This is a genomic window from Planotetraspora silvatica (genome assembly GCF_016863315.1).
Classification (GTDB): Bacteria; Actinomycetota; Actinomycetes; order Streptosporangiales; family Streptosporangiaceae; genus Planotetraspora; species Planotetraspora silvatica.
Genome location: NZ_BOOQ01000015.1, coordinates 1 through 12848, shown reverse-complemented (window position 1 = coordinate 12848; position 12848 = coordinate 1). Strand labels below are relative to the sequence as shown.

The following is a 12848-nucleotide window of genomic DNA, read 5'->3' as shown; positions in this document are numbered from 1 at the left end:
TCGTCCTCATCTCGGCCGGTGCGCCCGCACGATGAGGGAGACGCCGGGCAACGATCCGACCGGGAGGAACCTCTCGGTCCGCACGACCGCCGTGAGCAGCGCGTCGACCAGGCGCGGCGTCTCCTCGAGATCGAAGCCGGTGCAGCGCCTCCTGCGCCAGGAGGCGACCGGCCTGAGCAGCACGTTCCAGCTGCGTACGCGGTCGAGGACCAGGCCTTCCCCGGTGAGGAGGGAGACGAGTCCCTCCCTGGAGTACCGCCGCTGGTGCTGGCACGCCACGTCGTGGGCCGACCACAGGGCCATGTCGCAGGGCACCGTGATCAGCGCCGTGCCGCCCGGGCGGAGCACGCGCACCATCTCCCTGACGGCCAGGTCGTCGCGCTCGATGTGCTCCAGCACGTCGAACGCGAGGACGAGGTCCAGCGCCATCGGCGGGAGCGGCAGGTCCTGCGCGTCGGCGTGGATCGCCTCGAGACCGCGCTCGCGGGCGAGCTCGACCGCCGTCTCGGAGTAGTCCGCGGCCATCGCGTGCCACCCGTGTGCCAGCAGCACCCGGGTGTTGCCCCCGCCGCCGGCGCCGATGTCGAGCGCCGTTCCGACCTTCCGGATGCGGCGGAGTTCGCGGGCGAGCAGGGCGCGGCGCTCCCGGTACCACCAGTGCCGCTCCTCGATCTCGACCATGCGGCGGATCTCCGTGGTCCTCATGCGCGCACCTGGATCTTGCTGTGGTCGCCGACCACGAGCTGGTGGATGTTGGGCGTGCCCACGGCACGGCTGACCTCGACGTTGCGCCCGATGAGCGAGTGGGCGACGCGGGAGACGCCGTGCACGGACGAGCCGCCGAGGACGATGGAGTCCTCGATCTCGGCGTCCTGGATGACGCACTCCGGGCCGATCGACGTGAAGGGCCCGACATACGATGAAAGGATCTTGGTGTCGGCTCCGACGACGATCGGCCCCCGGAGCACGGAGTTCTCCACCACCGCTCCGGGCTCGACGGACACCCTGCCGGTGATCTCGGTCAGGCCGTCGACGGTCCCGCGGATGTCCTGCTCGACCAGTTCCAGGACGATGCGGTTGCATTCCAGCAGGTCCTGGACCCGCCCGGTGTCCTTCCAGTAACCGGTGACCACGTGCGACCGCACCGAACGGCCGGTATCGATCAGCCACTGGATGGCATCGGTGATCTCCAGTTCCCCGCGTGCGGACGGCCTGACCGCCCGCACCGCCTGGTGGATCGCCGGTGAGAACGAGTAGACGCCGACGATGGCGAGGTCGCTCCGGGGGACGAGGGGCTTCTCCTGGACGCCGACGATCTCCCCCTCGGGGCCGAGTTCGGCGACCCCGAAGAGCCGGGGATCGGCGACCCTGGTGAGCAGGATCTGCGCGTCGCACGGTCGGTGGCGGAAGGACTCGACGAGGCTCGAGATGCCGCCGACGAGCAGGTTGTCCCCCAGGTACATGACGAACGGTTCGTCGGCGAGGAACTCCGCGGCGATCAGTACGCAGTGGGCCAGTCCGAGCGGGGCCTCCTGCGGGATGTAGGTCACGTCGAGGCCGAATTCGGAGCCGTCCCCGACGGCTCGCATGATCTCGGAACCGGTGTCGCCGACGACCATTCCCACACTGGTTATCCCGGCGTCACGAATCGCCTCGAGCCCGTAATTGAGCACGGGCTTGTTGGCGACGGGCACCAGTTGTTTCGCCGACGTATGTGTCAGCGGGCGCAACCTGGTGCCCTTGCCGCCGGCCAGAACAAGTGCCTTCATCGCCCGTGTCCTTCCACGAAGGTCCGGGGCCTGAATTTATGCCAATGGGGAATCGATGTGCCCCGGCGCGTCGGCTTTTGTTGAACAGGATGCGAGACGTTGCCAATATTAGACCGGCTGCCCGGAGCGAAAAGTCCATTTATTGTGTATTAGGTAGGTCAATGGAGGACTCGCGATGATGATGAGTCCCTGTGCCACGAGGACGGGAAATCCGGCGAGTTCCACCAGCAGGGGCACGCCGGTCATCGACACCGCGAGAAAGGACGCCCCCACGGCGTAGAACCGCAGGCAGCCGGTGAGCCACGACCCGCCGGCGTCGCGGAAGACCAGCCGCCGGTACACGGGATAGGCGGCCGGCACCGTGGCCGAATAACAGGCGGCGACAAGAAAAAGGTAAGGAACCCGATCTCCAGTCACGAGCAATCCTAGGCCTAGGAAAACGTAATAGACGAGGGCGGTCGTGGCGCCGGCCGCCATATATGTGATGCGCTCCCGGCTGAGAGCCGCGCGCAGGGCGGACCGTGTGGTCTTCGAATTCCCGTCGCCCGCGGCGGCGGTCGCTATTTCAATCACCTGAAGCTCCTCGATAGGGCCGGACCGAGAGGAGCCTAACTGCCTCGCGGGAATCCATGGATCATGTCGGGGGATCAATGTCAGTGTCGGTCGTCATTCCGTGTTACCGCTCCGCGAGAACACTTCCTGTCCTGGTTCCCCGGCTCGTGTCGGTGTTGCGCGGGATCTCGCCGCGGCACGAGGTCGTCCTCGCGGTCGACGGCGGCCCCGACGACACCTGGCAGGCGGCGGCCGCACTCACCCGGCGCTTCGACTCCGTGCGGGCGATCCGCCTGTCCCGCAACTACGGCCAGCACAACGCACTGGTCGCGGGCATCAGGGAGGCACGGTTCGACGTGGTCGTCACCATGGACGACGACCTCCAGCACCTGCCCGAGGAGGTCCCGCTCCTGCTCGCCGCGCTCGAGGGCGACCTTCTCGACGTGGTGTACGGCGTGCCGCGGGAGGAGGAGCACGGCTTCGCGCGCAGCCTCGCCTCCAGGTCCGTGAAGGCGGGGATGGCCGCGGTCCTGGGGATCCGGCACGCGCGGACGATCAGTTCGTTCCGCGCATTCCGCACGGCCCTGCGCGACGGCTTCCGGGACCTGTCCGGGCCGCACGTGTCCGTCGACGTGGCGCTGTCATGGGTCACGACGCGGGTCGGCTCGGTCCGGGTGCTCATGAGCGAACGGCACGCAGGCCGGTCGAACTACACCCCGCGCCTGCTGGTCCGGCATGCCGTCAACATGCTGCTCGGCTACAGCACGGCGCCGCTCCGTGCGGCGAGCTACCTCGGGTTCCTCGTGGGCTTCGTCGGCCTGGCGCTCGCGGGAGTGGTCCTGTGGAGCTTCGCCGCGGGCGACACCAAGGTGGCGGGCTTCACCATGCTCGCCTCGATGGTCGCGATCTTCTCCGCGGTCCAGCTGACGGCCATCGGGATCCTCGGCGCGTACGTCGGGCGCATCCACGGAAGCGGAATGGGCCGGCCGGCGTACGTCGTCCGCGAACTCGCCGGCCCGGGCGTGCCGGCGACCCGGCCGGACGCGCACGCCCACCTGTGACAGGGATGCCGGACGTGCGGACGCTCACGCTCAACAACGGCGTCGTCATGCCGCGGCTCGGCTTCGGCGTGGGCAGAGTGCCCGCGGACGGCGCCGGCCCGGCGGTGGCCGCGGCGCTGGCGGCCGGCTACCGCTGCCTCGACACCGCCAGCCGCTACGGGAACGAGGAGTCGGTGGGCCGTGCCGTACGCGCCTCCGGTGTGCCGCGCGCTGAGGTGTTCGTCACCACGAAGGTGTGGAACGACGACCACGGCTACGACGAGGCGCTGCGGGCGTTCGACGCGAGCGCGGACCGCCTGGGTCTCGGTCACGTGGACCTCTACCTGATCCACTGGCCCTGCCCCGGGCGGGACATGTACGTGAAGACCTGGCACGCCCTGGAGAGCCTCTACGCGGAGGGCCGCGTCCGCGCGATCGGGGTGTCGAACTTCACCGCCGGCGCGATCGGGCGCCTGGCCGCCGAGTCCGACGTCGTGCCCGCGGTGAACCAGGTCGAGCTCCATCCGAACCTGGCCCAGGCGGACCTGCGCGCCTTCCACGCGGAGCGGGGGATAGCGACGATGGCCTACAGCCCCCTCGGCCGGGGCAGGGACCTCCTGCGCGATCCCACGCTCGAAGGCCTCGCGGCCAAGCACGGCAGGACCACGGCCCAGATCGTGCTCAGGTGGCACCTCCAGCTGGGCAACGCCGCGATCCCGAAGTCCGTGACGCCCTCCCGCGTCAGGGAGAACGCCGACGTCTTCCGCTTCGAACTCGACGCGGAGGACATGGAGTTCATGGCGGGGATGGACACCGGCAGCCGGCTCGGCGCCGACCCCGACGCCTCCTTCTAACCCGGGATCCGGTAGACGGCGTACTCGCCGGACCGGAACCGGAGGCTCGCGAACTCGCCGAGTGCCGACCCGGGGGGCAGCAGGCGCTCATCGGCGAACAGCCAGCGGACGCCGTACCGGTCCCGCAGTCCCCGTACGGCGGCGGCGGACGGCGCGGTGAAGACGGCGTCGTTGGCCTGGATGCGGGCCGTGTCCCAGAAGGGGCGCTCGAAGGGCTGCTCGCCCGGAAGCCAGGTGTCGAGGTTCTTCGGGGCGTACGCCCAGCCCTCCACCAGCACGCGCCGCTCCGACAGCGCGGACACCCAGAAGTGGCGGCTGTCGCAGGGCTCGTCCTGTCCCCACAGGCAGTGGGCGTTCGTGGCGACCAGGTCGTCCGGGTCGGAATTGGCGCGAAGCCAGCGCGCGGCCGTCATCGTGCCCTGCGGTACGGCGACGCCCGGGTCCGCGGCCGTGGGAACGTCTCGCCCGACGGCGAGCACCCGGGCATGGACGTCGGCGGGCAGGCCGACGGCGGCCAGGGCGACACTCATGACGGCCCACGCCCGGACGCGGCCGCGGGCGAGACACAGCGCGGCGGCCGCGACGAGGGCCACGGCCACGAAGACGACGTACGGGAGGAACAGGGCGACGTCCTGCCGGCCCGGGCTCAGCGGCACCCTGACCCCGCAGATCACCGGGATCAGGTAGGCCGCGAGCATCCCGCCCCCGGCGGCCGTGACCATCGTCCGCCTGCTGAGGCGCGCACGGCGGAGCAGGACCACGAGCCCGTGGACGGCGACGATCACCATGTACGGGCCCGCCCCCCACACGAAGAAGAGCTGGCTCCTCGTCGGGTGCCCGAGCAGGAACAACGTCCCCAGCCCCGCCGCGCCGAACCCGAGTATGAGGACCAGATCGGGCCGGACGAGCAGGCGTGGCCGCGCGAGCAGCCCGAAGGCTCCCGACCAGGCGACGCCCCAGCACAGCGCGAGCACCGCCGCGATGCCGTACAGGACGGGCGCGGAGGGCCCGGCCGGGCCGATCAGGCCGGTCTGCTCCTCCCACGTGGTGCGTATGGAGTACAACGGCTCGACCAGCATGCCCTGCCTGGTGTGCCCGAAGAGCACGAGTTGTGCGTAGCCGAAGCAGACGGCCGTCATGCCGAGCGCCGCGACTGCGGCCCACGGCGACCGGCGCCGCACCACCTGGACCGCGACCACCAGGCCGAGGCCCGCGCCGAGCAGGGGCAGGTAGGTCGCCTTCGCGCCGGACAGCGCCAGGAGGAGGACGCCCAGCAGCGGCCACCGGCCACGCGCCGGCCCGCGGCGGCCGAGGAGATCGGTGAGGAACAGCACGACGGGGACGAACAGCAGGGAGCCGAAGGTCTGGGTCGGGCTGGTCCACAGGAGGTCGGGCACGCCGCCCCAGGTGAACGCCCCGTTGGTGCCCAGGTAGAGGCTCGGCGGCGCCACGAACAGCGTGCCGAGGACGGCGAGCAGGGCGGCGGGCCGGGAGCCCGTCATCCGCTGCGCGAGCATCCCGACCAGCACGATCAGCGCGGCCAGCATCGGCAGCATGGCCAGCCGGAGCAGGAGCACGACCGGTTCGATCCCGGTGATCCAGCTCGCCGCGGCGAGGTGCGCGTAGACGAACCAGTGGTAGAAGAGGGGCTCTCCGGCGACCATCGGCAGGGTCGGCGGCACGTGGTGCTTCAGCTCACCGATCAGGGCCAGATGGTAGGACATGTCCTGAAACGAGCCCGCGAGTCCGGGCCAGGTCACGGGGGTGGCCCTGAAGACCGTGCGCGCGCTCCACGCGACCAGATAGACGACGACCAGCGCGATCGACCACGACCACCAGACGGGAGGGCGCGGCCGCCGCCCGGGCCGCCAGTGTGCACGCAGCCGGGGGAGCACCAGGAACGCCCCGACGACGCCTGCGGGCCAGGCCAGCACCAGCAGGGGGGCGCCCACGGCGCGCGCGGCGATGTAGGCGGCGACCTCCACGGCGTAACCGAGGGTCAGGCCCAGGGCGATCTCCTCGGCGTGTGACCGCGTCCCGCCGAGCAGCGCGCGGACCATCAGCACGCCCGGGAGGCCCAGGCAGAGCGCGACGTAGCCGCAGAAGACGACGATGTCGCGGACGGATACGCCGTAGGCGACGAGCACCGCGACGCTGAAGACCGCGGCGGACGCCGCAGGCAGCCACCGCGGCCACAGGAGCCGTGACCCGAGGCGCTCGCCCGCGGACGGCCGGCGAGGCGGGTCGATCCTGGGTGGTCTGACGGCGATGATCTCGGCCATGCGCGCAATCTTGATCGGCCGGACGTTTCGGACCGCCCTTCCATGATCGGCGCGGTGATGTTCTTGCGATTCCTTTGCCGGAGTGGGAGGCCGCCCGAACGGGGGCGTGGAGCCGGGCTCTTACAGTCGTGGGGCATGGGAGACAGGCTGGTGGTCGTGGGGCAGGGCTATGTCGGGCTGCCTCTGGCGATGCGTGCGATCGAGGCCGGGTTCCACGTCGTGGGGATCGACGTCGACGAGTGGCGGGTCAAGCGTCTCGCCGCCGGCGAGTCGTGCGTCGGGGACGTCCCCGACGGTGTGCTCGCCGCCGCCCTCGGATCGGGGCGGTACCGCGTGAGCACCGATTACGCCGACGCCGAGGGATTCGACGTCTGCGTCATCTCGGTGCCGACCCCGCTGCGCGACGGCGTGCCCGACCTGCGGCACATCGGCTCCGCCGGCCAGTCGATCGCGCCGCTGCTACGGCCGGGCGTGACCGTGATCCTGGAGTCCACCACCTATCCGGGCACGTCAGAGGAGTACCTCAGACCGCTGCTCGAGGACGGCTCGGGCCTGCGGACGCCGGAGGACTTCCACCTCGGGTACAGCCCGGAACGGATCGACCCGGGCAACACCCGGTGGCGGCTGGACAACACGCCGAAGGTCGTGTCCGGCATCGACGCGGTCTCCCTCGAGCACGTCAAGGCGTTCTACAGCCGGATCGTCCGCGAGGTGGTCCCGGTCTCCTCGCTCCGGGTGGCGGAGCTGTGCAAGCTCCTGGAGAACACGTTCCGGCACGTCAACGTGGCGCTGGTCAACGAGCTGGCGATCTTCGCGAGGCAGCTCGGCATCGACGTGTGGGAGGCCGTCGACGCGGCCTCCACCAAGCCGTTCGGCTTCATGCGCTTCACTCCCGGCCCCGGCGTCGGCGGCCACTGCCTGCCGATCGACCCGTCATACCTGTCGTGGAAGGTCAAGCGCAGCCTCGGGCACAACTTCCGGTTCGTGGAGCTGGCCAACGACATCAACGACCACATGCCGGAACACGTCGTCCACCGGCTCGGCCTGGCGCTGAACCAGCGCTACCGCTCGATCAGGGGCAGCCGGTTCCTCCTGCTCGGTCTTTCGTACAAGAAGAACGCGGGCGACTGCCGCGAGTCTCCCGCGATCGAGGTGGCCAAGGCCCTGTGCAAGCTCGGCGCGGAGGTCAGGGCCGCCGACCCGCACGTCGACGACTTCCTGCTGCCGGTGGGGATCGAGCTGGTGGAGCCGACCGGCGAGGAGCTGGCCAGGGCCGACGCGGTCGTGGTCCTCACCGACCACGACCGCTTCGACTACGACCTCGTGCAGCGGTCGAGCGAGTTCGTCTTCGACACGCGCAACCGCTGCCGCGGACCCAACGTCGAGAGACTGTGAGCCCGCCTCAGGCGGCCATGAACCTGGCTATCAGGTCCTCGACCTGGGCGTTCAACTTCGCCCCGCGGGGCCAGCCCGCGTAGTGGGTCAGGAAGACGACGATCTCGCGCAGCTCACTCGGCGTCAGCTCCCCGGTGCGCAGAGCCGCGTCCAGCTGCGGCGCGATCACATCGTCCAGCCCCTGGGCCACGAGCAGGCCCAGGAGCAGCAGGCGCCGATCCCTGATGGTCAGCGCGTCTCCCGACCACACCTCCGCGAACGTGTGCTCGACCGCCATCCCGAATTCCAGGCTCCTGGCCCGGCGGTCGAGGTCATCGATGCTGTCGCTCATGCGGCACTCCACGTCCGTCGGCCCAAATTTCGAGACATGCACGGATATGTCGCGTTCGGGGGGATCAGGCGTTACATGGCCGGGTGGCCCTGTGCGAGCGCATTGTCGCAAGAGGACGGTTGCATGAACGTTGCGCCGTTCTGGCTTACGTTCTGACTTACAAGGACTCGTCCACGGCCGACCGGTGGGGGACGTGCTCCGCGGGGACCACGCCCATCCTGCCCGCCTGGAAGTCCTCGAAGGCCGTGACGATCTCCTCGCGGGTGTTCATGACGAACGGCCCGTAACGGGCGACCGGCTCGCGGATCGGCAGGCCGCCGAGCACGAGGATCTCCCAGCCCTGGCGCGAGGCGAGCGGCTGGTTGTCCGCCGCGCGCATGCTCAGCGCGCCCGCGGTGCCCTTGTAGCCGCCGAACACGCCGAGTTGTCCCTCGCGGAGCGTCCGGTCGTCCGGGCCGATGCTCCCCTCGCCGCTCAGGACGTAGACCATGGCGTTGAAGTCGGCGGGCCACGGGAGGGCCAGCCGCGCGCCGGGGGCCACCGTCGCGTGGACGTAGGTGATGGGGGTGTAGGTCGCCCCCGGGCCCTCGTATCCGGCGAGCGAGCCCGCGATGACCCGGACGAGGGACGAGCCGTCGTCACTGGCCAGGAGCTTCACATCGCCCCCGCGGATGTCCTGGTAGCGCGGCGGCACCCACTTCTGGGCGCGCGGCAGGTTCACCCAGAGCTGCACTCCGTGGAACAGGCCGCCGCTGGCGACGAGTTCCGGCGGGGGCTGCTCGATGTGCTGCAGGCCGCTTCCGGCGGTCATCCACTGGGTATCGCCATCGGAGATGAGCCCGCCGCCCCCGTTCGTGTCCCGATGCTGGAAGGCGCCGTCCATGATGTACGTCACCGTCTCGAAGCCGCGGTGCGGGTGCCAGGGAGTGCCCTTCGCCTCACCGGGGGCGTACTCCACGGCCCCCATGTGGTCGAGAAGCAGGAAAGGGTCGGCGAGCGACAGGTCCACGCCGGGGAACGGGCGCCGGACGGCGAAGCCCTCTCCCTCGAGGAAGCGCTGCGCCGTGACGACGCGGGCGACGGGACGCCACGTCGTGGCCGCCTCGGGCAGCCGGGGGAGGCGGGGAAGCGTAAGCGTGTCTGCGGTGATGGCTGGCATCGGGTCTCCTCTGTCGAATACGCTCCGCGCAACAACTATTGACGGATCAACTATTCCTCCACCAAGGTTTCCTCCCCTCGTGTCACAAGTGCAGCCAGCATCGGGCCAAGATTTGGTCAAGTTTTCCAGTCTGTCCGAGACCTGGGCTGAGAGTGATACTGAGAAAACGGGCAGTAGTACCTCGTAGACCCGCAAAGCGGAGGTTGGGCCCAGGTGGATAGATCGCGGGCGATATCGGGGGTCATAACGGCGGCTGCGGCCGCCTTGTTGTTGTCCGGCTGCGCCGGACCCGAGTACACCTACGTGAAGGACGCCGACGGGGGCACCTACTTCAAGGTTCCCTCGGCGTGGAAGAAAGTGGACCAGGCAGCACTCGAGGGGCAGCTGTTCGGCGACCCGTCGTCGGCGACGGCGCAGGTCCAGAAGCAGCTCACCTGGAGCGTCGCCTACGACGCCCAGGCCGAGCCCTCGGCCGATCATCTCCTGATCGGCACCGGCGGATCCGAGGACCAGCCGTTCGTGATGGCGAAGGTCCAGACGCTCACCGAGTCCCAGCGGAACCAGGTCTCGCTCGACTCCATGCGCAACGCCATCGGGCTGCCGGTCGCCGTACCGGACGACACGCGCAAGCAGATGGAGTCGGCGGCGGAGTATCCGTTCAAGAACTTCGAGCTCCTGGGCGACCAGGTGCTGCCCACCCAGGACGGTGTCCGGGGGGTGCGGAGCGTCTTCAACTTCCGTCTCGCCAACGGGGTGCAGACCTTCGATGAGACGTCGTACCTGTCGGCTGACGGCTCACGCATCTCGACCCTGCTGATCCGCTGCTCGGCGGCGTGCTACCAGCAGCGGTCCAAGGAGATCGACCAGATCGCCCAGTCCTTCAAGGTCACGCGACTTCTCAACCAATGAAGGAGCCCCTCATATGAACACGGCGCCACCGCCGCACGTCCACCCCGAGGGGCTGCGCCCGCCCGGCTCGGGACCCGACGACCGGGACCCCAAGACCCGTAAGAAGATCTCTCTGTGGGACCGTGCCAAGTTCCTGCTGATCTTCAGCATCATCTACCTGGTCCTCGTCTGGTACAACGTGGTGTCCTTCACCGGCATCATGTCGTTCTCCGACGCCCTCGTGGTGACGGCCAGGGAAAGGCCGTGGATCTTCGTCCTGATGGGGATCGAGGTCCTGCGCCAGGCGCACTTCCTGATCAGCGAGCGGTCGGCGGGCTACCACCGGTTCTGGACCCACAAGGTCTTCGGCGGCTCCGACCGCTGGAGCAAGAGGCGCTTCAGCGACTGGAACCGCTTCCGCATGGCGCGGATGCTCAAGTGGCTGTTCTGGCTCGTGGTCCTCGCCCTGATCCTCGGGGCCGTCCTCGACACCTCGCCCGTACTGGCGTTGTTCAAGGCGCCGCAGCTGCTCTGGAGCGCCCTGCCGTACGCCGCGCAACTGGCCTTCGCGTTCTTCTTCATCGCCTTCCAGTTCATCGGCATGTTCTGGCTGCTGTCGCGAGGCGGCGTCGAGACCTACTTCCCCGACGACATCAAGACGCGGTTCTCCGATGTCTGGGGCCAGGACCACGTGGTGGAGCGGGTCAAGGAGAACATCGTCTTCCTGGAGCGGCCCGACGAGATCGAGGACAAGGGCGGCTACGTGCCGAGCGGCCTGCTCCTGTGGGGGCCGCCGGGGACCGGCAAGACCCTCATGGCCGAGGCCGTCGCGGGCGAGACGGGCAGGCCGTACGTCTTCGTCGACCCGGGCGCGTTCGTCAACATGTTCATGGGCATCGGCATCCTGAAGGTGAAGTCGCTGTTCCGCAAGCTGCGCAAGCTCGCGCTGCGGTACGGCGGGGTCATCGTCTTCTTCGACGAGGCGGACTCCCTCGGCCGGCGCGGCAGCCTCGCCCAGCAGGGTCCCCAGGGGCAGGGCCGGTTCGGCGCGCAGGCCGGCTGCCACGGTTTCTCCTACCTGTCGGAAGACGTCCGTTCGATGATCGCGCGGCAGTCGATGAACGGGCAGCAGGACGAAGGACAGCCGGCTCGGCGCAACCGGTTCGTCATGGGCGGCAACATGATGGGCGGCGGTGGCGGCGACCCGGGAACCCTCCAGGCGCTGCTGACCGAGCTGTCCGGTCTGAAGAAGCCACGCGGGATCGTCAACCGGCACGTCCGGCGACTGCTCGGCATGCGGCCCAAGCCGCCGCCCAAGTACCGGATCCTCGTCATGATGGCCACCAACATGCCGAACGCCCTCGACGAGGCTCTGCTGCGGCCCGGCCGCATCGACCGCATCTACAAGGTCGGCTATCCGTCGAAGGCCGGTCGCATCCGCACCTACGAGGGCTACTTCGACAAGGTGCAGCACCAGCTCACCGAGGCCCAGATCGACAAGCTGGCCACCATAACGCCGTACGCCACGGGCGCGACCATCAAGGACCTGGTCAACGAGTCCCTGATCAACGCGATCCGGGACGGCCGCGAGGTCATCCAGTGGTCGGACGTGGTGCGCGCCAAGCGGCTCAAGCAACTCGGCCCGCCCGAGAACGTCGAGTACATCGAGCGCGAGCGGCACGCGGTGGCCGTCCACGAGGCGTGCCACGCGGTGGTGGCCTACCGGACGCGGCACCACCTCGAGATCGACCTCGCGACGATCGAGAAGGGCGCCGACTACCTGGGCATGGTCTCCAGCATCAAGCCGGAGGACCAGTTCACGGGATGGCGCTCGGAGTACGAGGCGGACGTCATGGTCTCCCTGGCGTCCCTCGCCGGTGAGCGCATGTTCTTCTCCGACGACAACTCCTCCGGCGTCTCCGGGGACCTGACCTCCGCCACCTATGTCACCGGGCTCATGGAGTCCTACTGGGGGATGGGCGTCGGCGTCTCGTCACTGCCCGCGCTGCAGGAACTCCAGATCATGGCGGGCAAGCCGGTGCAGAAGCCCAAGACCGGCGAGGGAGGAGCCGGCTCCGGGAACGAGCCGTCCTCGCGGCGCGACGACATCGTTCCGGACATGCTGGGCGAGCGCATCGAGCACAACCTCGTCCGCCTGCTGGCCAGGACCGAGGCGCTGCTGCGGGACAACCGCCGTGAGGTGCTGTGCGTCGCCCACGCCCTGGAGACGCACAAGACGCTCGACGGTGAGGACGTCGTCGCGGTCATCGAGAGCACGCGCGGCCCGCTCATCGACGGCACGATCTACACCTCCGACCCGTTCTACGACGAGATCGAGGCCTACCACGTCGCAGCCGCCGAGGCCCACCGCACCCACAGCCGGGTCGAGGTCGAGTTGCCGGTCCCGGTGAGCCGGGTCCTGGAACTGGAGCCGGCCGCCGTGACCACCTCCACCGCGGTGGCACCGGTGGGGAGCACGCAGTCGGCGGTCTTCGCCCCGCCGAACGCCGGCGGCAACGGGTACGTGATCCAGCCGGACTTCGTGCCCTGGAACGGCGGGCCGCCTCCGGCCGGTCCC

The 12848-nt window shown here is 69.5% G+C and carries 11 protein-coding genes; 5 read left to right on the top strand and 6 right to left on the bottom strand.

Going from position 1 to position 12848, the window contains the following annotated elements:
• Window positions 1-6: 6 nt before the first annotated feature.
• From Psi02_RS12520 to Psi02_RS12510, 3 genes are all read right to left on the bottom strand, one after another.
• Window positions 7-705, bottom strand: coding sequence for a class I SAM-dependent methyltransferase (locus tag Psi02_RS12520; RefSeq protein WP_203973703.1), 699 nt, complete (start codon window positions 703-705; stop codon window positions 7-9).
• Window positions 702-1769, bottom strand: coding sequence for a glucose-1-phosphate thymidylyltransferase (locus Psi02_RS12515; protein WP_203973701.1), 1068 nt, complete (start codon window positions 1767-1769; stop codon window positions 702-704). The genes Psi02_RS12520 and Psi02_RS12515 overlap by 4 nt, the downstream gene beginning before the upstream one ends.
• A gap of 108 nt (window positions 1770-1877) precedes the next feature.
• Window positions 1878-2342 (bottom strand): GtrA family protein, encoded by a 465-nt coding sequence (locus Psi02_RS12510; RefSeq protein ID WP_203973699.1) that lies wholly within the window; start codon window positions 2340-2342, stop codon window positions 1878-1880.
• A gap of 77 nt (window positions 2343-2419) precedes the next feature.
• Here Psi02_RS12510 and Psi02_RS12505 point away from each other — a divergent pair, with 77 nt between their 5' ends.
• Both Psi02_RS12505 and Psi02_RS12500 read left to right on the top strand, forming a co-directional pair.
• Window positions 2420-3382 carry a glycosyltransferase family 2 protein gene (locus Psi02_RS12505; RefSeq protein WP_203973697.1) on the top strand — a complete coding sequence of 321 codons (963 nt, stop codon included), beginning with the start codon at window positions 2420-2422 and terminating at the stop codon, window positions 3380-3382.
• Between the two features lie 14 nt (window positions 3383-3396).
• Window positions 3397-4215 (top strand): aldo/keto reductase, encoded by an 819-nt coding sequence (locus tag Psi02_RS12500; protein WP_373317627.1) that lies wholly within the window; start codon window positions 3397-3399, stop codon window positions 4213-4215.
• Here Psi02_RS12500 and Psi02_RS12495 read toward each other — a convergent pair.
• Window positions 4212-6497 carry a hypothetical protein gene (locus Psi02_RS12495; protein WP_203973693.1) on the bottom strand — a complete coding sequence of 762 codons (2286 nt, stop codon included), beginning with the start codon at window positions 6495-6497 and terminating at the stop codon, window positions 4212-4214. The two genes, Psi02_RS12500 and Psi02_RS12495, sit on opposite strands and share 4 nt — an antisense overlap.
• Window positions 6498-6632: 135 nt before the next feature.
• Between Psi02_RS12495 and Psi02_RS12490 the strand changes: the two genes are divergently transcribed.
• Window positions 6633-7892, top strand: a complete 1260-nt coding sequence (locus Psi02_RS12490) for a nucleotide sugar dehydrogenase (RefSeq protein ID WP_203973691.1) — start codon at window positions 6633-6635, stop codon at window positions 7890-7892.
• 7 nt (window positions 7893-7899) lie between these two features.
• Here Psi02_RS12490 and Psi02_RS12485 read toward each other — a convergent pair whose 3' ends face one another.
• Both Psi02_RS12485 and Psi02_RS12480 read right to left on the bottom strand, forming a co-directional pair.
• Window positions 7900-8223, bottom strand: coding sequence for a carboxymuconolactone decarboxylase family protein (locus Psi02_RS12485; RefSeq protein WP_203973689.1), 324 nt, complete (start codon window positions 8221-8223; stop codon window positions 7900-7902).
• 157 nt (window positions 8224-8380) lie between these two features.
• A complete protein-coding gene (locus Psi02_RS12480) occupies window positions 8381-9382 on the bottom strand; it encodes a pirin family protein (RefSeq protein ID WP_203973687.1) in 1002 nt (333 codons plus the stop codon).
• 213 nt (window positions 9383-9595) lie between these two features.
• Between Psi02_RS12480 and Psi02_RS12475 the strand changes: the two genes are divergently transcribed.
• Window positions 9596-10291, top strand: a complete 696-nt coding sequence (locus Psi02_RS12475; protein WP_203973685.1) for a hypothetical protein — start codon at window positions 9596-9598, stop codon at window positions 10289-10291.
• 13 nt (window positions 10292-10304) lie between these two features.
• A partial coding sequence (locus Psi02_RS12470; RefSeq protein ID WP_203973683.1) for an AAA family ATPase occupies window positions 10305-12848 on the top strand: 2544 nt, incomplete at its 3' end.